The sequence below is a fragment of the Pseudoalteromonas sp. NBT06-2 genome (genome assembly GCF_002276045.1).
Taxonomy (GTDB): domain Bacteria; phylum Pseudomonadota; class Gammaproteobacteria; order Enterobacterales; family Alteromonadaceae; genus Pseudoalteromonas.
Window position 1 is genome coordinate 15,026 of record NZ_NQMR01000069.1, and the last position, 21,976, is coordinate 37,001.

The window sequence follows — 21,976 nt, forward strand, 5'->3', positions numbered from 1 at the left end:
GGGTATATAAACCTTAAAGTGACGTATATAGTTCAGTTTTTATTTGGTAACGTTGTAGTTGTGTCGCTGTATTGACTGCATGGTGTTTTTCACCAAAGGCTTCTAAAGTCATGCCATTACAGTGAATCGATTTATTCGCCTTAGTGATATTTAATCTATTATTTCTCAGCGCTGTAATTAGCTTGATTGGTTTGTTACTTGCAACGGCCATGCAAATTTCAGTTGTTATATTGTTATCAGCCGCAACTAATTTTTGAGTTTGATGTGCACTTACATTGGCTGATAATGTAATAACATTTGCTACGATAATAGTCGTTAATAAGTTCATAATAACTTTCCTCTATGCTTCATTTAAGTAATGTTGTTTTGCCGTTGAGTGAATAGTAGAACTGAAATAAAAAAGTGTGTATCAAAAGAATGTGATGACGTAACAAGGTGTGTTTTTTTACCAAAATTTCATTGTAAATAGAATGATAATCAAGTATGTGAAGTATGTCGAAATGTATCTGTAGATACTTTGAGTTTCATATATTCAAGGTGAGTTAGCCGCTGATCCTTAGATTTAGTCCATTGAGCTAAAAAGTCATTATCTCTTTTTTATGATGTTAAAAAGAGTATAAGTTTAGTGTATTTATATAATGAAAAATCTTGTTACATAAGAACTAAAAAAACCATAAAACAATATTTCTCTCGCAATAACTTTTATCATCAAAAATTTGATTTGTTGGGATTTGGCATGAGAAATGTGCAGACATAGTCGTTTTAAAATTGCTCAGATAAACAAAGCCTTATTTAGGTAACTCTGCTACCTAGTTTTTAGTAAAAACCTTAGACCTGTGGTTTTGCATTTTAGCCTTTGAGTTAGTTTGCCAAATTGTTATTTGTTGCAGATATTAATGTTTTTTAAGTTTAAAAGGCAATTTAACTTATGTAACAAATAACATTGTAAACTATTGATTTATGTTTTTTTAAGGTTTTTTAACTTGCCCACTTAATAATAGTTGCAAGTGTATGGCTTTCACCTGGAGCAAGTTTTACTGTGTCTTGTTTTACGTTTGCAGCTTCTAAACATAACATCTTATTATATTCATTGTCTTGGAAGTTGCTTAAGCGCTGTGCTTTATCTATCCACGGATTCCACAGTACGCATGATGTTGAGTTTTCTCTTGCAACACTGATGGTGCCATCTTCAGTTTTGATTGTTTGTATTAAAGGTGCATTGTTGTAAACCATATCAGTTTCACTAGCAAAGTTTATGATCTCATTTTGCTCATAAGGACCTTTTCCAAATTCAATATATTGTGAACCTTGTAATCCATCAACTTGAGTTGTTTTTATATCAGGGGTTGGGAAGTAAGTATGTAAGGCTTGAGTAAATGAAATATCACTATCGCCTAAGTTAGTATTTATCAGATATACGCTTAAAGTTTTTGATAATTTAAATATAACTTTTAATCCAGTTTTATGTGGCCAGTAATCTTTGCTTACTTGTATCATAGGCAAAGAAAGGCTGATTTCTACATGGTCATTTTTTTCATTGACTTCTTCAGCGCGCCATACTTGAGTTCGTGCAATACCATGAATAGGCCAACCTTGTTTATCATTGACGCCAAACCAAGGCCAGCAAATTGGAATTCCACCTCTAATACTTTTACCTTTGATGTAATCTTCATCTTGCGATACCCAGATTAAAGGTTTTTGGTCTTTGGGAGTAAACTGTGTTAATTGAGCGCCTTGTAAAAATATTTTGGCATTACATAAGGAAGAGGCGACTTCGATATACTCTAAGCCGGTTTGTGTTTGTTTAATGCTAACAGAGGGAGAAAGTTTCATAAGGCACCTTAAATACTATTGTTAATAAATTGCATAGTTACCATACCTAAATACTTTAGTAAGTAAATTTATTTATTTTCAAGTACAATCAATGTTTAACTTAAAATATCGTCACAGAGTGACTCCAGTAGAATGACAAAGCAATTCTATGAAGGATAATAAATGTTCGATCTAAATACTTTATTTTATACCAGTATTAGCGTCACTATACTTATGATTTTTCTTAATTTTTTAACTTGGCGGGCAAACAAAGTTATTCCAGGTACTTTATTATATGTTTTTTATCCTTTAGTCATCTTAGCTTCGCTATTGTGTTTTACAGGATTTAACACACTATTAATGGGATTTAAGTTTAATTTGGGGTTAGGTAATACATTGTTATTTTTAGCTTCAGTAGTACAAGCTTATGCTTTATGTAAATTTTTTGATTTCAAACATGCTTCACTTAACGCTTTTATTGCAGCAACAATGTGGTTAATCGTTGCATTTTGGTGGTTTTTATATGGTGACTTAGATCGTCATAGCAGAATATTAATTGTTGATATTCATCGTATAGTTGAAGCTGTATTTTTAAGTTACTTATTTATTCATATTGGATTGAAAAAATTCCCAAATGGTAGTTATATTTACTTACTTAATTTTATTTTGTTGCTAATTGTCTTTTTGCTACGTGCTTTTTTATTAATAGATGTAAGTACTGAAGAAATAACACAAAATGTGTTTTTTAGTTTACCTATTTTTATAGCGGGTATTTTATCTCCTATGCTAAACGCAACCGGTATTGCTGTTTTATGTAATGAAAGGCGTGCATTACACTTAAAAAATTTGACTGAAAAAGCACAAAAAGATGCAGAACTTCGCGGTTTATTTTTATCAACTATGAGCCATGAAATTAGAACGCCTTTAAACGGTATTTTAGGTAGTGCGCAATTAGTAATGAACCAATCTAATGATCCTAGAGATAAACCTTATTGTGAAGCAATTATCAATTCAGCTGAATCTTTAAATTTATTAATCGATAAAGTATTAGATTATGCTAGTTTAGATCAAAGTACGGGGGCACTTTATGAAGAAGATATTGAACTAAAACCTTGGCTAGAAAACTTATGTTTATTGCTGAGCCCTTTGGCAGAACAAAAAAATATTAACTTTGAATTGAATTTCAATTTACCAGATCAGGCTTGTTATTACTGCGACCAACAAAAAATAAGACAGGTATTAATTAATTTGGTGGGTAATGCAATAAAGTTTACCGATAGTGGCAGTATCACAATTAAAGTTGAGTTAATCGACTCAACCGCTTTGGAGCACAGTTTATGTTTTTCCGTATCAGATTCGGGGCCAGGTATAGAAAATGATGAAATTGAATACTTAACAGAACCTTATGTACAAAGCACTGCAGGTAAAATTAAGGGCGGTACAGGTCTAGGTTTAGCTATTAGTAGCCGAATTTTATCTAAACTACAAAGTAAGCTAAATATAAGCAGTGAATTGGGCAAAGGCAGTATATTCAGTTTTGATATTGTTTTAGGTTTAGGTGAATTAAGTTTGGTGGAGCAACGCCACCAATCATCAGAGTATTTAACTGGGTTAGATATATTACTAATAGAAGATTTACCTTTAAACCAAAAAATAGCCGTTGAATTTATGGCTATGGATGAACACAAAGTGAAACTGGTTGATGATGGCGCATCAGCCATTACAATGATGCAAAAACATCAGTTTGATTTAGTTTTACTGGATATGAATTTACCTGATTTTAATGGACCTGAAGTACTTAAAAAGCTGAAACACTTAGATCATAAAAATCAAAGAACACCTATTCTCGCTTTTACTGCGAGTTTAAGTCCAGATGAAATTAAGGAATACTTGGCATTAGGTATCAAAGATATTGTGGGTAAGCCAATTAAACTAGAGAAGTTAAGGCAAGCATTGTTCAACTCTCAAAATACCCAAGCACCTTCATTGGTAACAGAGTTAAAATCAGTTTTATATGATGAAACTGCCACAAAAACCTTGGAAAGTTCATTTACTGAAGACGAATTATCCGCTGTATATAATGAATTTGTGTTATCGGCGAGAAGTAAGTTTAAACACCTTCAAGAGCTGTTAAGCAGTGATACCGAGCAATGCATTAAAATATTGCACAGACAAGCAAGCACGGCATTACAATTAGGTTTTAATTTATATGGCAGGGAATTAAAAAAGATAGAGAGAAAACTGCTCGACAAAAAATCAATTGAATCTGAAATGAATGACGTTACTGAGTTATGGCAAAAAAGTTTGGCAGCTTATTTAGAGGATGTAAAACGAAAGCTATAGGGTATCTTAAGGTAGCTTGGGCGTAGTTATTAGTGTTACTCTTTTTTTAAATTCGCATTATTGAAAAGGAAGTTTACAATGAAAAAAGTATTAATCGCAGTTGCAGTATTAGCAGTTGTTGGTACAGCATATTTGTATGATAAACAAAGTCGCTCATTGGACAAATCAACTGAACAAGCTTTACAGTCACCTGAATTAGCCTATATACCTGCTGATACTTTAATGTTTGCTGGGCAATTAAAGCCATTTCCAGTAAAAAAGTATATTAAATTACTGTCACAAAATAAGGCTTCTTACGAGCAGTTTGGTTTAATGGTTAATGAGCTGTCAAAAGGGGAGCTTGTCAGACAAAAATTTTTTGTTAGTTTATTAAAAACTTATAATGACACATTGAAATCACCAGATTTATTAATGCAAAATTATGGTGTGAAAAATAGCTTTAAAAGTTTATTTTATACAGTGGGTTTATTACCAGTAATACGTTATGAAATTAGCGAACCTGAAGCTTTATGGAAAATGTTAAGTAAAGCTGAAGAAGAGTCAGGACTTAAACCAACAGCTCATACTATTTCTGGTGTAGAATATAAAAGTTACGCATTTTATGAAAAAAATGGCCAAGTATTTGAGCTTATCGCATCAGTTAATAATGGTTGGGCAACGCTCACCTTTAATACTCCAATTAATGAACAAAAAGAATTAGAACTCGCGCTTGCTATAAATAAGCCTGAAAAATCATTAGCGAGTGAAAATACTTTAAATAAAATGATGAAAAAACATCGTTTTGATGCAACTTATGTTGGTTTTTTCAATCATGTTACTTTGCTAAATGGTTTAACAAACAAAGATAATAATCACTTTAACCAAATGTTGAATAAAATCTTAGCATTATCAAATACAGACCTAGATGAAAAAGAGCTTAGCGTTTTTCGTGAAAAAACATGTCAAGATGATTTATCTCAATTAGTGAGCAATTGGCCAAGAACTGTTTTTGGTACTCATCAACTTGAAATTACAGATACTTCAATAAATATGAAAGCATCTATGATTATCGAAGGTAATACAGATTTAATGCGTGTTTTAGCTGGATTAAGAGGTTTTATTCCTGAGCATTTACATTCAGCTGACAATAAAATAATGAGCTTAGGTTTGGGCCTTGATATTGGTAAAGTGACACCTGTGCTTACAACACTTTGGAATGATTTTACTCAAACACAATATCAATGTGCGCCTTTAGTTGAAATGCAAACTGAAATTGCAAAAAACAGCCCTATGATGACTGCTATGTTTACTGGTATGGCATCAGATGTAAAAGGTTTTAGCGCTGCTTTATTTGATTTTGAATTAAGCTATGAAAATGATCAGCCTGCATTAAAGAAATTTGATAGTCTAATTACTTTATCTGTTAATAACCCAATATCATTTTTTAATAGTGTAAAAGCATTTTATCCGCCTTTAGCTGATTTAAAACTACCTCAAGATGGAACGGCGGTCAATTTAAATGAGTTTGTACCAATGTTAGATATGTTTGGTGTTCAAGTAGATATTGCCGTTAAGGGTGATAACATTGCTTTATATAGCGGGGCTATAGCGTCAGAAACGGCTGTAAGCTTGACTAAACAAGCACTTGTAAATAATGGTGTAAACAGCTTTAGTTTAGATTATAAAAAATTCTTTACGTCTTTATTTGATGTTGCAGCGATGGCGAATCAAGCGTTACCTGAAGAGTTAAATAGCCTAAAAGAGACTGATATGCGTCTTCATTTTTTAATGGACTATACCGATAATGGTATTGAATTTTTGAGTACTGTGGATAGTGAAATTAATTTTTTGAAGAAAGCACCTTAAAAGTTGAAGCTTATTGTTTCGGCTTTTTTGTTTGCCCAGCGAAGCCTTGCACTGTATCCAATCCGAATGATTGGACGTGTTATTCAAGAGGTGACTCAGAATATTGCGAGTGAGAGGTGGTAGATAATCCCGTAGTAGTGAGTAGAGCTAGGCTGATGAAAGCCAGTAATGGTGTGTAGGAAAAAACCAAGCCGACCATCAACATTATGTTTGATGGAGTCAATTTAAATCAAAAGTTCTAATTGATTGCGAAGGGGGAAGCATGCTTTAAGACTTTGATGAGTTGTGAATTTTTATCATTGATACACAAGCAGCCTGATCAGCTGGACAAGCTGAATTGGTGCGCTAGGAATAGTGACGTCTGATGAGACAAGTCGTATATGGGAAGTAATTGTAGTCAAGTTTGGTAGATTGCCTTTGTGCTAGAACGCCAAATCCTGCGATGAAAGTTACCACAATGTTTGGAAAATGAGCGATGGCCATAAGGCGCACTATACTAGATTACAAATTAGCATTGTGTCACTAACGATGGTGACGTGAAGTATGCAGGAGCCGTATACGAGGTCCGTACGTGCGGTTCTGTGAGAGGGATGAGGAAGAGCCTCACCCTACTCGATGTTTAATCTAAAATCGGTGCGTTTATTGCATCAAAAAAGTTATCTATCTTTCATGTCAAAAATTTTCACTATGTTAATAAATACAGCTAGTAATTATAACCAATCAAATGATATTGCGAATAATCAGCTTAACGATCGAAATACAGTGCAATCGCCTACAACTCAAACAAAAAATAGTCAATTAGCAAAAGATGATAAAGCAAGTAGCAGTGAAGATATTACTTTATCATCAAGATCACAAAAGTTAGAAGCTATTACAGGCGAGTTTTTTTCAGGAAGAGACTTAACCCAATTAGATATTAGCAAATTAGCACAACGATTAAATGAATACGGTTTAATTACTCAAGAACAATATGGTAAACTCAGCAATAACTTAAAAAGTAATAATAATGCTAATGAGCCAAGTCAGAAACTTTCTGCTTTTTTACAAAATTTCTCAAAATCGGATAATGCGAAAGATTTAGATGAAAATTTAACTGATAGTATAAGCAATGCTGAATATATTTTAAAAAATGTCAATCGTGCAAAAGAAGATAAAAACTTTAGTCTCATTTTAGATCAAACGATAAGTGAATTTGATAAATTCGTGGCTTCAAGTGAATTTAAACAATTAACGCCAGTCGATCAGCAAAGCTTTAAAACGGTATCTGGCGCTTTAGCGATAGTTGATCAAATTACTCCTAAAAATCTTAATAATAAACAATTAAATAGTTATTTAGCAATTGCTAAAATGTAACTATTATTGCTGATATTTTCACTAAATATTGGTGTATTAAACTCATTTTATAAATTTAAAAACATGAAATTTCAATTATAACAATTAGATACACTTTGGCTTGATATTTGCCTTAATTCTATGGAAATATATTTTCTATAAAAATTAAACTTTCAAGGGGTTCAGATGCTTAAATTACTCACTCCAATATGTTCTGCGATATTGTTATCGGGCTGTATTGTAAATATATCACCAGATTCAACTAATATTTTAGAGCAAAAAACACTCACTTTAAGTACTCGAAATATTACGACACTTATATCAGAAACATCATCTGGAAACTTGATGATCACTGGTGTAGAAGGTTTAAATGAGATTTCAGTTAAGGCTGATATTAGAACTTATAACCACGATAAACCTTATACACTGACTTTAGAAAAACATGGAAATAAAGCTAAATTAGTTGCAAAACATGACGCTATATTGGGTTTTTATTCAGGTAACTCTCCACGTATTAATTTAACTATTCAAGTACCAGCTACCTTAGCACTGGATCTAGATGATGGTTCAGGTGATATTAAAATTATAGGGAGTCAAGCAGATATTAAAGTAGACGATAATTCTGGTAACATCATTATCGCTGGTGGCAACAATGTGGTTATAGATGATGGCTCAGGTAATATTGAGATCACTCAAGTCATGGGAGATATGGTGATTGAGGATGATTCAGGTAATCTGTCGATTGACGGCGGAAATCAGTTAGTTGTAGAAGATGGTTCAGGAAATTTAAGTATCGCTAATTTATCTGGAACATTAAAAGTAACTGATGGTTCAGGTAATTTAGATATTACAGCGATTAAAGGTCGTGTTGATGTTGAAGATGGTTCAGGAAATTTGAATATTTCTAATTTATCTAGCTCTTTGATTGTAAGAGATGACTCTGGCGAGTTATCTATTAAAAATGTTCAAGGGGACGTTAATATCAATGATGGTTCAGGTGACTTAAGTGTCACTAAGGTTGTTGGTGTAGTGACCATTGAAGATGGCTCTGGAAACATTGAAGTTAATCATACTGGTGGTCTGGTGATCACAGAGTCAGGCTCTGGACGTTTAAACATGCATGATATAAATGGTAAAGTTAACGTAAAAAATTAACTCTATTATAAAACTAAGTAAAATTGAAAAGGTAAAGTTTAAACACATTACCTTTTTTTAAAAAATATTTTAATCTTCTGCTGTTTTCATGACTGCTTGAGTAGGTTGTTGTTCAACGTGTTTTTCTGGATGCCATTTATTTATTTTCATAATAGTACAGCTGGCATTACGGTTTATATTATTGTCAGTAATGATTTTGTCACCACGAGATAAACAGCTTGAATTCCCTCTAGAAACAGTGCCTATTCGGCTCATAGCCCATTGCGGATCACATATGCCAGCTAGGCTTAAAATATATTTATCTTTCACATTTTTGTTTAATACAATTACATCATTTCTTTTATCTACGGCTTCCCAACCGTTAATTGAGCGAGCAAAACAAATTTGGTTAACTTCTTCACCGATACGAATATCCGGTTTAGTTTCTTGTTTATTAGTATCAGGGTTTGTTTGACAGCCCATTAAAAAAAAAGCGCTTACTAGAGTTGAAACTAAGATCTTTTTCATGTTTATTCCCTAAATAGTGAACCAATTTAAAACACTGATAATAGCGATTTTAAAATGAACCTAAACTGAATTCATTTCAACTCTGTACGAATTATCATCTATAAAATATCAAATTATCAGTCTTTAAAAAAGAATCTGTTTCTGATGAAAAGTTTTACAAATGAATAAAATAAAAACGCAGCCGTAGCTGCATTTTAATCATGAAACAAAAAAGTTAAAAGTTCAATTTTTGTTAGCGCGAGTAAACTCTCGCCTATACACGGTTCTATAAGTGTATCTTTAAATACCATCGCCGTCTGTATGAAGACCACATTCACGATTCAAACCAAAAAACCTTGTTTCTTCTTCAGTCATACCAGGCTCTAATTTACGTGTAGTATGCACATCGCCCATAGAGACATAGCCTTGCTCCCATAATGGATGATAAGGTAAGTCATGCTTAGTTAAGTACTGATAAACATCACGATTATTCCAATCTATGATTGGGTGAAATTTCACTGTGCCACGGCTGATTTCTACAATATTTTTATTGGTACGTGTTGAAGATTGATCGCGCCTTAAACCACTAAACCAAGTGCCAGCCTGTAAATCTTGTAAAGCACGATTCATAGGTTCAACTTTGTTCATATGATTATATTGTTTTATACCTTCAACATCTTGCTCCCATAATTTGCCATATTTGGCTTCTTGCCATGCAGGGCTTTGTTCAGAGCGGTAAACTTTTAAGTTTAAATCTAAGCGTTCAGTCAAATGATCAATAAACTGATAAGTTTCAGGAAATAAATAACCTGTATCAGTTAAAACCACTGGAATATCTGTTTTGTGTGATGTCATTAAATGCAACATTACAGCCGCTTGAATGCCAAAGCTTGATGATAAAAATTGCGTATTTGGTAAATTTTCAATTGCCCAAGCAACACGCTGTTCGGCAGTTAACGCAACAAGTTGATTATTAGCTTGTGCTAATAATTGTACTTGCTGGTCTTTATCTATCGCTAAAATGTTTTTAAATTCGCTCATAATTCCACCTGATAAAAGAAGGTGAAATTATTCACCTTGATATCAATATTTGTTAACTATGAAAGTCTGTTTTACTAACTTTCACTTCTTGCACTATACCGACACGGATCACAAAATCACCAAAACATTCACCTGCATTTCGCTCTGCCGCCCAACGACCAATTAGGTTATCTAACTCAGGTAAGAAAACATCTTCGCCTACATTCTCTTTATAAAGTTTTGGCACACGAGTACCAATGCGATTACCACCTAAATGCATATTGTATTTACCAGGGCCTTTACCTACTAAACCAACTTCAGCTAACATCGCACGACCACAACCATTGGGACAACCAATAACTCGTAAAATGATATTGTCATCAGCAATGCCATTTTTAGTTAATAAATCTTCAACTTTTTCAACTAAACTTGGTAGATAGCGTTCAGACTCGGCCATGGCTAATGGACATGTTGGTAAAGCAACACACGCCATTGAGTTTTTCTGCTGATTTGAATGCGTGTCATCAATTAAACCATGTTCACGTGCTAGCTTTTCAATTGCCGCTTTTTGTGCTGTTGGCACACCAGCAATAATTAGATTTTGGTTAGCTGTCATGCGGAAATCACCTTGATGAATTTTTGCAATTTCACGACAACCTGTTTTTAATGTTTTACTTGGGTAATCTAAAATACGACCGCTTTGAATGAATAGTGCTAAGTGATGCTTTCCATCAATGCCTTCAACCCAACCTATGTTGTCACCTCGAGAAGTGAACTCATAAGGGCGGCTTGCTTCAAATTTAACACCTGCACGCTTTTCAACTTCATCTCTAAATGCATCTACACCAACACGATCTAGTGTGTATTTCGTTTTTGCATTTTTACGGTTTGAACGGTTACCCCAATCACGTTGCACAGTGACAACATGTTCAGCAATCGCTAGCGTATGCTCTATTGGAATAAAACCAAAATCATCTGCTTTACGAGGGTAAGTTGCAGTATCACCATGTGTCATTGCTAAGCCACCGCCGACTAATACGTTAAAACCAACTAATTTACCTTTATCGCTAATTGCAATGAAATTTAAATCATTAGCGTGAACATCTACATCATTATTAGGAGGGATCACAACGGTCGTTTTAAATTTACGAGGTAAGTAATTAGAGCCTAAAATTGGCTCTTCAGTGGTTTCTGATTTTTCACCATCTAGCCAAATTTCAGCATATGCACGAGTACGCGGTAGTAAGTGTTCCGATATCTTAGTCGCCCATTCATAAGCTTCTTGATGTAGTTCAGACTCAACAGGGTTAGTGGTACATAGTACGTTACGATTAACATCACCAGCTGTTGCAATAGAGTCAATGCCAACACTATCTAACATTTGGTGCATGCCTTTAATATTTGGCTTTAAAACACCGTGAAACTGAAAAGTTTGACGCGTTGTTAATCTAATACTGCCATAGCTTGTTTTGTCATCTGCAAATTTATCGATTGCTAACCACTGATCAGGAGTAATAATACCGCCAGGCATACGAGCACGTAGCATTACATTATGTAATGGTTCTAGCTTTTGTTTTGCACGTTCAGCACGAATATCGCGGTCATCTTGTTGATACATGCCATGAAAACGGATTAACTGGAAGTTATCAGCAGTGAAACCACCGGTAATTTCATCTTTTAAATCTGTTTCTATTGTTCCACGTAAAAAATTACTTTCTCTTTTAAGGCGTTCGTTATCAGAAAGCTTTACGGTTTTATCTTGCTCGCTCATGTTGCTTTTTCCTAAATTCTTTTCAACTTCTTATAAAGTGACGGTTTATAAGCTCACGTGTACCTTATGAAAAAGGTGTTAGTACACGTCTTTCTGATATCTGTTTTGATTACGTAATTCTTTTAAGTACGCTTGGGCATCTTCTTCTGACTTACCACCAAATTCTTGAATTATGTCTAATAATGCTTGATGAACATCTTTTGCCATGCGATTTGCATCACCACATACATAAAAATGTGCACCTTTTTCTAACCAGGCATAAACCTCAGCACCATTTTTACGTAGCTTGTCTTGTACATATATTTTTTGTGCTTGATCGCGACTAAAGGCAACATCTAATTTAGATAACACACCAGATTTTAAGTAACTTTGAAGTTCTACTTGATATAAAAAGTCTTGCGTAAAATGAGGGTTACCAAAGAATAACCAGTTTTCACCTTGCGCTTCACTTGCTTCGCGTTCTTGTAAGAATGCTCTAAACGGTGCGATACCTGTACCCGGACCCACCATTAATATTGGTGTATTAGTATCAGCTGGCAAGCGGAAATTATCGTTATGTTCGATAAATACTTTAACTAAAGTACCTTCTTCAGCTCGTTTAGCTAAATAACCTGAACAACCGCCTAAATGCTCACTACCAAAGGCTTCAAACTCCACCAAACCAATCGTTAAATGTACTTCTTCTTCAACTTCAGATTGAGAAGAGGCAATTGAGTAAAGGCGAGGCTGTAATTTGCGTAAGCAATCTACTAAATATTGAGCTTCAAGTTTTGCAGGATACTGACGGATAATATCGAAGATCTGACGTGATTCGATAAATTCACGTAATGTTGTTTTATCTTCTGCAATTTTTGCCAGCTCAGAATTATTAGTTGCAGATGCAAATTTTTCTACGAAGGTAGGATATGATTGCGTAAGCTCAAGGTTTTCAATTAACGCTTGACGAATATTTAAAGCTTTATCACCTAACTTGATATCTATTGCAGTATCAATCGATAATAAAGACAGTACTTCATCTACTAACGTTTCATCATTTAAGAAGTAAACACCTAGCGAATCACCCGCTGTATAAGTTAAATCAGACCCTTCTAATGAAATTTCAACATGTCGCACATCTTTTGTTGAATCACGACCTGTAATTTTCTGAACAATAGATAGCTCGGCTGAAAATGGTTTTTGCTTGTTATATTGGCTTGTTATAGCTGCAACACCAGGCATAGGAATAACTTGTGCTGAACCTGCTGATTGTGCTTTTAACTCAGGTTCGAAGGCATCTAATGCACCAGTTAACCATATATTAGCTTCGCCTTCATAATCTACATCTAAGTCAGCACGTGCAAATACAGTTTGAGCGCCTAATTCAGTAAAGCGTTGTTCGAAATCTTGTGCTGTTTTACAGAAAAACTCATAGCTTGAATCACCAAGACCTAAAATAGCAACTTTAACACCTTCTAATTTAGGTGCTTTTTTAGAGTATAAAAATTCATGCAAGTTTTCAGCATCTTCTGGTGGCTCGCCTTCTCCGTAAGTCGATACAACAACAGAGATAAATTTTTCTTTTTTCAAGTTGTTTGGCTTGTAATCAGACATATTAACTAGCTTTACAGTTAAGCCTCGTGATTCTGCTTGTGCTTTTAACTGTGTAGCAACACCTTTAGCGTTACCTGTTTGTGAACCATATAAAATGGTTAAACTTGCAGCTTCATTTGCTTGTATACTAGGGGTTACACTATCTAAAACGGCAGTATTAGCATTAGCAGCTAAATAACCACTTACCCAAGCCTGTTGAATTGGATTTAGTTCCGCCACTAGGCCTTGTAATTTTTGCACTTGCTCTGCTGAGAGTGGGCTAGCTGCGCTAGATAATTGACCTAACAACATGAGTATTCCTCAATATTTAAAAATGCTGTAAAAATTGCCACTAACTTTTTGTCATTTATCTGGGTATCCATATTTTGACTAAAAGCTATATTTTTTGCCCCTATGGATATTTATCTATTTACATAGCAAGGGGCTAATCTGAAGGTGAAGCATAACGATCAATTGCCAGAACAAAAAAGAATAGAAACTACTTTGTTATTCCTTTTTGGAATTAAAAACAGTTTTATTTAGAAAATGGACTAAAAACAATAAACTTATTTTTAGTTCTTCTGCGATAGAAAAAGAGCTGAAATTTAAAGGGCTAAGATGGTTTGCGCTGACAGCCCAGAAATATCAATATTTACATATTCGAAGTGTGCTGAGGAGATGAAAATACATCATTGGGAAAACAAAGTACTTAGTTGTGTTTTTGAAGAAATTACAGGTATTAAAGCGGGCTGGTGAATTGGATTTAAAGTCAAAAGAAGCATTATCTTACCTTTAAAAGTTAAAAAACACTGAACTACAGCTAATTAAAGCAGAAGAAATGCTGCTTTGGGTGGGGTCGTTACCGGTATAGCTCCCGTAGGGTAAGACGGTAAGCAGCCAACTGCATTGTTATAAGATATTTGTTGGCAAATGACTTAACGACACATCTTATGTCTTGTATTTTTCACGCTTCTCGACTTTCTGAAATCGTGCATTTCCATGTTGTATGGGTATAAAAGGTGAAGCTCAATAGAGTTTAACTTTTTATTTTCTCAACCGCTTTGTTCCACCCTTTTACTAATATATTTCTATGCTGTTCTTCAATTTTCGAATTAAAAACTTGATCAACTTTGCAAATATTATTTGGTAGCGTGTCTGATTGCCAGATATGAGCACCTAATCCAGCCAGCAAAATAGCCCCTAATGCCGTAGATTCAATATTAACAGGGCGAACAAGTTCAATACCTAATAGATCTGCTTGAAATTGCATTAGAAAATTATTTTCACTAGCACCACCATCAACATGCATAGAAGTAATTTTTGTGTCTGATTCTGACTGCATTAATTTTAATACGTCGAAAGTTTGATAAGCAATAGCCTCTAAAGCGGCTCGGACAATTTCATTTTTACCCGTAGATCTTGTTAAACCAATAATTGCCCCTTTAGCATTCATATCCCAGTGTGGGGCACCTAGACCTGTAAAGGCTGGTACAAAATATACACCTTGAGTATCGTTTATACTTTGTGCAATTGCTTCAGTCTCTGATGCTTTGGTGATCAATTGAAGCTGATCTCTAAGCCATTGAATAGCGGCTCCGGCTATAAAAACTGAGCCCTCAAGAGCATAATTAGGGTGACCTTTTTCATCACATGCGATTGTTGTTAGCAACCCATTTTGACTCAGATGATTTTTATTGCCAGTATACATCAACATAAAACATCCTGTACCATAGGTGTTTTTAACTTGGCCAGAATTAATGCAACCTTGACCAAATAACGCGGCTTGCTGATCACCGGCTACCCCTGTGATTGGTATTTCTGTACCAGAAAATAGTTGCTTATCAGTTTTACCGAAGTAACTTGCTGAATTTTGTATTTTAGGTAAAATTGATTTCGGTAAATCAAAATAACTTAATAAATCTTGGTCCCATTTTTTTGTATTGATATTGTAGAGCATAGTGCGAGACGCATTTGTGTGATCGGTTACATGACTTTGCCCTCCTGTTAGTTGCCAGATTAACCAAGAATCTATGGTGCCAAAGGCTAAATTACCTTGGTTTGCTAATGTTTTTATTTCGGGATTATGCTCGAATAGCCATTTGATTTTAGTTGCAGAAAAATACGCATCAACAATTAATCCTGTTTTTTCTTGGATCCAGTTAGATTTACCTTCTTGCATAATATTTTCACAAATATCAGCGGAACGTCTGCACTGCCAAACTATGGCATTATGTAATGGTTTACCGGTTGTTTTATTCCATAAAACCGTTGTTTCTCTTTGGTTAGTAATACCAATACTTTTAATATCTTTATATTCTAACGTCGCATTTTCTAAAGCTTGTTTTATACCCAGTAAAGTAGATAACCAAATTTCATAAGCATCATGCTCGATCCAGGAAGCTTTAGGATAAATTTGGGTAATCTCATTATAGGCTTTGCCTTTGAACTCACCATTTTGATCGTATATAACGATAGTTGTTCCTGTGGTGCCCTGATCGATTGCAAGTATCATGGTATAAATGATTTATTTTTTATTTTATATAGACTACTCATTTTTAATTGTATTGTCGTGAAAAACTATATAAAACAGATTGTTATTTTCATCGTTTAGCTCCCTTATAGTCTAACATTCATCTTTTGTACCTTAATCTTTACAAAATAAACTGAGTAACAACTCTATTTCTTTGATATCGCTCTTTTTGTAATATAAAATTAACATTTTAGGTGAATAATAGTCCGCTTAAAATATATGTTTGTGAATTTTCGAATAATTAGGAGTTATAGTGAAATATAAAAATAAATTAGTACTAACCCTGCTTGTGCTAGTAAATTCAAGTGTTTATGCGGATGTAGATAATGGTGGTTTTGAAACTTGGTCGAATGATTTGCCGTCAAAGTGGACAACAATAGATTCTGGGATCAGTGTTACTGAAAATAAAAATATCGTTAAAACAGGTTTGAGCTCTGCCGCTATTTCGGTAAATACTCATTCTCAAAGTGCTACTGACTTTCAACAATTAGTGGCCGTCGAAGCAGGAAAAACATATCTTTTTTCTACTTGGGTTTATCATACAGAAGGAAACATAAAAACAAGACTTTATGTTGATGGTTATCAAGGATACTCAAATGAAAATTTAATTAATCAATGGCAACAAGTTTCTTTTAGTTATGTTGCAAGCGAAAATAAAAATATTGCCGTAGGATTACGTTTTTACGATACAGCTGGATTCGATGGTACGGAAGTTGTTTATATTGATGATTTCCAACCTTCAATTACTGAAGTGCCAAATCAAGACTCTTGTGCTAGTACTGAAATTAAATTTAGCCTAACAACGGATAATTATGGTTATGAAACAAGTTGGATCATAAAAGATAGTAATTCAACTGAAATTGCACAAGGTGGCGATTTATCAAATGATACTACTTATAATGAAAATTTATGTTTAGTTGATGGGGAATATAGTTTTACTATTAATGATACATATGGTGATGGTATTTGTTGTACCTATGGTAATGGTGCTTATGGTATTTCAGTTTCTGGATTGTCACTTATTTCAGGAGCGACTTTTACTAATAGTGAAACAAAAACATTTAAGGTTGGCAGTTCTACAGGAGGAGGCTCAGGCGGAAATCCAGGAAATTATTATGCTTCAACGACAGGTAAATCTGGATATGTTTTGAAAACAACGTTGCATAACATTATTAAAAACCATACCGCTAAAGGTTATTCTGCACTATGGACTTTTTATGAATCTCATTCCTTAGATAATTATTATGAAAAAGATGGTTCTATTTTAGATATGTACTCTGAAAAACCGTCGGGTACAGAGAGTTATATTTATGAAAAAGTAACAAACCAATGTGGTAACTATAGTGCTGAAGGTGGATGTTATAATCGCGAACATTCATTTCCAAAAAGTTGGTTCGGTGGAAAAATAGAGCCAATGAATTCAGATGTGCATCATATTTTTGCTACCGATGGCTTTGTTAATTCAAAACGCAGCGGTTACCCATATGGTGAAGTTGGCAGTGCTAGTTTTACATCAACAAACAATAGTAAATTAGGCTCAGCAACAGCGAGTTTAGGTTATACAGGAACTGTTTTTGAGCCAATAGATGAGTTTAAAGGTGATTTAGCTCGCGCGTATTTATATATGGCAACACGATATGAAGATATTATTGCAACTTGGACTAATGAAAGTGTATACGGTGCAGCTATTTTAAATGCTACAAACGATCAGGTTTTTAAACCTTGGGTGATCACCATGCTACTACGTTGGCATAAAAATGATCCAGTTAGCCAAAAAGAAATAGATAGAAATGAAGCTGCCTTTGATCACCAAGGAAATAGAAACCCTTTTGTTGACCATCCTGAATTTGTAGATAAAATTTGGAGCAATTAAACCAAATTAATATTAATTTGGTTTAATTGATATGTAACACATTGAAACCTCTGTTTAACAGAGGTTTATTCTACAGGGTAAATGGTAATTTCAATACCGGCATCAATTGCAGAGATTCTTAGCAAGGTATCTGATTTAATCGCCTGATTAAAGCACTTAGGTTTCCCCCCTGAATTAAAACCGATATCAAAAGTACGTTTTGAGCATGTTAACCATTGTTTTAGTGCATTCCTTGAGCATGATTCTAATTGTTCACATAAATGATTTATAGCTTGATCAGATGTTTTAATATCAGTATTTGATTCAATACGTGCAGATTGACGGTAATCATCTTTATCATAATTTAAGATAATTGCTTTTTTAGCTAATTCGCCAACTAATATGCTGATATCATTTTTTGATTCGAGTTCTAAATCAACGTTTAAGAATTGAATTTCAGACATTTCATTTTTTCCTGTGCTTTAGCTATTTACAGAGGTGGTTAAACCTAAAGGAGCTTAGGTATATAAAGCCTTACTTTACCTTAGTTATGGAAATGGCTCTACTTAATCTCTTATTTTTAGTTATGTTTTAAAGATGATATTATTGGCAAGTTATAATCATGATTAAGTTGATATTTTGAAAAAGCTTCTTTCATACCTTTTTTATTACTATTATTTAGTATTGTTCCACTTAACACTTCCTCACAATAGTTTTTCAACCATTTGAAAGTGCGGAACAGCGAATTACAGATGCAATAAACTTATGGATTAAAATATCAAATAAGCAGAAAAAGTTATTTAATGTTTGGGCGGGACAAACTAAGCCTCAAAAATTGTTATAGTGATTTTTTAGCTTTTTGTATCGACTTCATATTGGCTAAATTCTAATTGATGTTTCTTTGAGTAATACATAGCCTTATCAGCCATATTGATAAGTTTTGAAAGGGTTGATTTATAATTGTTGGTATTAGATGCTATGCCAATACTTACGCCAAATCCGAGCTCTAAAATAGTGTTATTTGTTTTATTTTTGATGTTTTTTTGAATGCGTTTTGCAATTAGCGTCGACTCTTCAATATTATCTAACAACATAAGAATAATAAATTCATCCCCACCAAATCTAACCGCTATATCTGAAGGACGTATCGATAATTTGATTTCCTCAGCGATTTGTTTTAATAAAATATCACCTCGTTTGTGACCTAAATTATCATTAATGAGCTTAAATTTATTTAAGTCCAAAAATAATAGCGCTAAAGGTTGTTGTTTTCTTTTACTGAGAGAAAGTAACGCCTCTCCTGCTTGATTTAAGTAGTTTCTATTATATAAACCGGTTAATTCATCATGGGTTGCAGCATAGGTGACTTGTTCTTCTAGCGTTTGTTTTTCAATCGCAACGGAAACAACTAAAGCTGCAATATCTAATATTTCTCGTTCTTCAGGTTCGGGAGTTGTTGGCTTTTGGTGATATATAGCAAAAGTCCCCAGTACTTTCTTTTTAGAGCATAAGATGGGAATAGACCAACAAGCATGCAAATTTGCTTGTTGTGTTAATGCTAAATAGTTTTGCCAGTTAGGATGTGTATTTATATTTGATGCTATCACAGGTTCTTTTAGGAAAGCAGCTGCACCACAACTACCCACCTCGGGACCAATTTCAATGCCATTTATAGCTTGGTTATAAAAATCAGGTAAGTTATTTTTAGTGGCGCAGTGCAGAGTTTGTGTTTTAGGGTCTAAATGTAAAATTGATGCAAAAGAATGAGGAATGCACTCTTCAACTGTTTCAACGACTTGCTGTATGAAAGTATCAATTTTAATTCCCAGTGCTAAATCTCGTAATAACGAATTGAATTTCCTATGCGCTTCAAGTAAATGTTGTAAATCTATCATGTGAACCTTAGTTGTAACTCTCATTTAAATTGTATACTTTTAAACCGTTAAAATATAGAGCAGAGAATATGAGGTTATTAATAATTGAATAAATTTAAAAAAACTCCTGCAAAATTTTAATTTGTTTCTATGCTTTAGCTATGTCCTAAAGAAAAAAGACAAATATGACAGTACATATTGAAAACGATCAAGAAATAGGATGTTTCATTATTGTGGCAACCGTTGTTGCGCAGCTAGATATCATCCTTGTTGAAGCTAAAAATCTATCTTTAGCAGCTAAAAATGCACGTGTTGTTGCAATTCGTGCAGGAGAGGCCGCTTTGGGTTTTAAATCCATTACCAATTTTATTGATGAATTCTCGACTAAAACGATTCAAACAACACAAGAAATTAACCAACATTCAAATTTATTATTTAAGCTTGCTTTAGAGCAGTTAAGGGCATCCCAGTTTGAGCATCATATTAATCGCGCATATTCATTAAATGATAAAAGTCATATTGAAATTAAAAAAATTAAAAATGATGCAACGCAAATTTTCAGAGAAAGCCTGACGCGATTTAATAGTGAGATGCAAGCTCTGACCCTACAATTTGAAGAAATAAGACAACAAATGCGCGCAGCAGAGTATATCGCAGTTACTTCAAGGGTTGAGGCTTCTCAAGCTGGTGAATATTGCGATAGTTTAGAGTCTGTATCGGATTACATTGCTTCAGCAGCATTGAGAATAAAATCAGCTATCTCGATTAACTTAAGCACCTTATCTCAATTGAAGCGTATAAAAGTTAGCGGGTAAGAACGAATTGATATTTATCTAGATTAATAATGGAATAAAAAATGAAATCAAGTGTAATTTATGAAGGAAAGCATCATAAGTGGGTTGTGTTTGGTAGAGATGAATCAAAGCCAGAAAAAATTGTAGATACCAATCAATATTTAATATGTACAGATACTGAGTCTATGTTATTAGACCCTGGTGGAATTGAACTTTTTTCACCTATGTTAACAGGAATTTTAGGTTATACAGATTTAAATAAATTAACAACCTTATTTGCTTCACATCAAGACCCGGATATTATTTCATCTTTAGGTCTATGGGATAAAACGATTCCTAAAGCAAAGCTATATGCTCCTTTGTTATGGGAGGGCTCTATTCGACATTTTGGTATGGAGAATATTAAATTTATGGCGATTAAAGATGAGGGAGGGGAAGTAAAGCTTGGTAGTAATACTTTTAGATTGATCCCCGCACATTATTTGCACTCCGCAGGTAATTTTAACCTTTATGATCCAGAGGCTAAAATTTTAATGAGTGGTAATATAGGAGGAGCACAAGAAAAAGGCGATGTGCCAATGTTTGTTGAAGACTTTGGAAAACATGTTGCATATATGGAATACTTTCATCGACGCTGGATGCCTTCAAATCGTGCAAAAATGAATTGGATAGCCAGAGTGAAAGAGCTTGAGATCAATATTATGGCACCTCAACATGGCAGAATATTTAAAGATGAAGATGTACAAGAGTTTTTAGCTTGGTTTGAAAAGTTAGATGTGGGTTGTGCTTAATAAGTTACGAGATAAGTATTTATACTTATTGTGATATATATTTATAAAAGATCTATTTATTAATAGGTCTTTTTAGTTTTATCTATGGAATTAAAAGAATAAAGAATAAAGAATAAAGAATAAAGAATAAAGAATAAAGAATAAAGAATAAAGAATAAAGAATAAATGCAGGGTATATACCAAGCCACTTCAAGATGTGAGGTTCAGGACTGCTGAGCAATTCATGATCTAGGCGCATCTTTGCATTAATGGTTACTCCCTTAAAAAAAGATGGAACAACGAGTATGATTTGCTCAGAAGTCCCTGTAAGGTTGGTTTATAAATACTTTATACAGCGTTATTGATTTTGAAAAGGGAATAACCATGTTCTTCAATCAATGCCTTGCCTAAAGCATTTCTAATTCCAACTGAATCCTGCATCTTGAAGTGGTTGGGGTATAGGTACTTTAAAAATAATAGGAATACCTAAAATGATTAATATAAGTTTATTGTCTATGCTATTGGCTAGCGCAACAATTCAAGCAGATGTATTGCATGACTTTGACCATGGTATAAATTATGAACAAGTGAAACTATCAAAAAATGAATATCAGTTAGATATTAGCTCAGGCAGTTACCAGCTCTTTAAGCAGCAAAGTGTTTTTTTACTACGCTATAGTTCGCAATTATGTAATAAACAAAATTTTACATTAGAAGTATTATCTGGGGTTCAAAAATTTGATGCTTTTCCTACAACCCCACGTGCTCTGCAGTCTAACTTAAAAGTAATTGTTACCTGTGAACAGAGCCCAAGTTAATTTTT

The 21,976-nt window shown here is 33.9% G+C and carries 18 protein-coding genes and 1 riboswitch; of the genes, 8 read left to right on the plus strand and 10 right to left on the minus strand.

The genetic code is table 11. The features are described from left to right. Nucleotides 1-13: 13 nt before the first annotated feature. Nucleotides 14-328, minus strand: coding sequence for a DUF3718 domain-containing protein (locus tag CJF42_RS14030; RefSeq protein ID WP_095367291.1), 315 nt, complete (start codon nucleotides 326-328; stop codon nucleotides 14-16). Nucleotides 329-792: 464 nt separating this feature from the next. Continuing rightward, nucleotides 793-881, minus strand: a riboswitch (cyclic di-GMP riboswitch). A gap of 97 nt (nucleotides 882-978) precedes the next feature. Then, on the minus strand, nucleotides 979-1,833 hold the full coding sequence (locus CJF42_RS14035) for a D-hexose-6-phosphate mutarotase (RefSeq protein ID WP_095367292.1): 855 nt from the start codon (nucleotides 1,831-1,833) through the stop codon (nucleotides 979-981). A 162-nt stretch (nucleotides 1,834-1,995) separates the two neighbouring features. On the opposite strand from CJF42_RS14035, the gene CJF42_RS14040 reads away from it, so the two are divergent. From CJF42_RS14040 to CJF42_RS14055, 4 genes are all read left to right on the plus strand, one after another. After that, nucleotides 1,996-4,155 (plus strand): response regulator, encoded by a 2,160-nt coding sequence (locus tag CJF42_RS14040; protein WP_095367293.1) that lies wholly within the window; start codon nucleotides 1,996-1,998, stop codon nucleotides 4,153-4,155. Between the two features lie 78 nt (nucleotides 4,156-4,233). Continuing rightward, complete coding sequence (locus tag CJF42_RS14045) at nucleotides 4,234-6,000, plus strand: hypothetical protein (RefSeq protein WP_095367294.1); 1,767 nt, start codon at nucleotides 4,234-4,236, stop codon at nucleotides 5,998-6,000. A 669-nt stretch (nucleotides 6,001-6,669) separates the two neighbouring features. Continuing rightward, nucleotides 6,670-7,353: a hypothetical protein gene (locus CJF42_RS14050; RefSeq protein ID WP_095367295.1), complete on the plus strand. Its 684-nt coding sequence runs from the start codon at nucleotides 6,670-6,672 to the stop codon at nucleotides 7,351-7,353. A gap of 165 nt (nucleotides 7,354-7,518) precedes the next feature. Next, nucleotides 7,519-8,487, plus strand: a complete 969-nt coding sequence (locus CJF42_RS14055) for a DUF4097 family beta strand repeat-containing protein (protein WP_095367296.1) — start codon at nucleotides 7,519-7,521, stop codon at nucleotides 8,485-8,487. Nucleotides 8,488-8,556: 69 nt separating this feature from the next. On the opposite strand, the gene CJF42_RS14060 is transcribed toward CJF42_RS14055, so the two are convergent. The 5 genes from CJF42_RS14060 to glpK all read right to left on the minus strand — a co-directional run bounded on the left by CJF42_RS14060 (nucleotide 8,557) and on the right by glpK (nucleotide 15,845). Further along, nucleotides 8,557-8,994 carry a DUF6491 family protein gene (locus CJF42_RS14060; protein ID WP_095367297.1) on the minus strand — a complete coding sequence of 146 codons (438 nt, stop codon included), beginning with the start codon at nucleotides 8,992-8,994 and terminating at the stop codon, nucleotides 8,557-8,559. A gap of 279 nt (nucleotides 8,995-9,273) precedes the next feature. Beyond that, entirely contained in the window at nucleotides 9,274-10,014 is a 741-nt protein-coding gene (locus CJF42_RS14065) for a phosphoadenylyl-sulfate reductase (protein ID WP_095367298.1), read from the minus strand. Nucleotides 10,015-10,066: 52 nt separating this feature from the next. After that, entirely contained in the window at nucleotides 10,067-11,764 is a 1,698-nt protein-coding gene (cysI, locus tag CJF42_RS14070; RefSeq protein WP_095367299.1) for an assimilatory sulfite reductase (NADPH) hemoprotein subunit, read from the minus strand. Nucleotides 11,765-11,842: 78 nt separating this feature from the next. After that, nucleotides 11,843-13,645: an assimilatory sulfite reductase (NADPH) flavoprotein subunit gene (locus CJF42_RS14075; RefSeq protein WP_095367300.1), complete on the minus strand. Its 1,803-nt coding sequence runs from the start codon at nucleotides 13,643-13,645 to the stop codon at nucleotides 11,843-11,845. A gap of 724 nt (nucleotides 13,646-14,369) precedes the next feature. After that, on the minus strand, nucleotides 14,370-15,845 hold the full coding sequence (glpK, locus tag CJF42_RS14080) for a glycerol kinase GlpK (protein WP_212668822.1): 1,476 nt from the start codon (nucleotides 15,843-15,845) through the stop codon (nucleotides 14,370-14,372). A gap of 271 nt (nucleotides 15,846-16,116) precedes the next feature. Here glpK and CJF42_RS14085 point away from each other — a divergent pair, with 271 nt between their 5' ends. Next, nucleotides 16,117-17,736: an HNH endonuclease signature motif containing protein gene (locus tag CJF42_RS14085; protein ID WP_252097614.1), complete on the plus strand. Its 1,620-nt coding sequence runs from the start codon at nucleotides 16,117-16,119 to the stop codon at nucleotides 17,734-17,736. 65 nt (nucleotides 17,737-17,801) lie between these two features. On the opposite strand, the gene CJF42_RS14090 is transcribed toward CJF42_RS14085, so the two are convergent. After that, nucleotides 17,802-18,179, minus strand: coding sequence for a hypothetical protein (locus CJF42_RS14090; RefSeq protein ID WP_095367303.1), 378 nt, complete (start codon nucleotides 18,177-18,179; stop codon nucleotides 17,802-17,804). Nucleotides 18,180-18,566: 387 nt separating this feature from the next. Then, nucleotides 18,567-19,610, minus strand: a complete 1,044-nt coding sequence (locus tag CJF42_RS14095) for a sensor domain-containing diguanylate cyclase (protein ID WP_170940612.1) — start codon at nucleotides 19,608-19,610, stop codon at nucleotides 18,567-18,569. Nucleotides 19,611-19,774: 164 nt separating this feature from the next. On the opposite strand from CJF42_RS14095, the gene CJF42_RS14100 reads away from it, so the two are divergent. Together CJF42_RS14100 and CJF42_RS14105 are read left to right on the plus strand one after the other, a co-directional pair. Continuing rightward, nucleotides 19,775-20,404 carry a chemotaxis protein gene (locus CJF42_RS14100; protein WP_095367305.1) on the plus strand — a complete coding sequence of 210 codons (630 nt, stop codon included), beginning with the start codon at nucleotides 19,775-19,777 and terminating at the stop codon, nucleotides 20,402-20,404. Nucleotides 20,405-20,445: 41 nt separating this feature from the next. Then, the gene (locus CJF42_RS14105; RefSeq protein ID WP_095367306.1) at nucleotides 20,446-21,174 is read left to right on the plus strand and encodes an oxygen-binding di-iron domain-containing protein; all 729 of its coding nucleotides are present in this window, start codon (nucleotides 20,446-20,448) and stop codon (nucleotides 21,172-21,174) included. Nucleotides 21,175-21,256: 82 nt separating this feature from the next. On the opposite strand, the gene CJF42_RS27525 is transcribed toward CJF42_RS14105, so the two are convergent. Then, nucleotides 21,257-21,412, minus strand: coding sequence for a hypothetical protein (locus CJF42_RS27525; protein ID WP_170940613.1), 156 nt, complete (start codon nucleotides 21,410-21,412; stop codon nucleotides 21,257-21,259). A 232-nt stretch (nucleotides 21,413-21,644) separates the two neighbouring features. Between CJF42_RS27525 and CJF42_RS14115 the strand changes: the two genes are divergently transcribed. Next, a complete protein-coding gene (locus tag CJF42_RS14115) occupies nucleotides 21,645-21,971 on the plus strand; it encodes a hypothetical protein (RefSeq protein WP_095367307.1) in 327 nt (108 codons plus the stop codon). Nucleotides 21,972-21,976 lie beyond the last annotated feature (5 nt).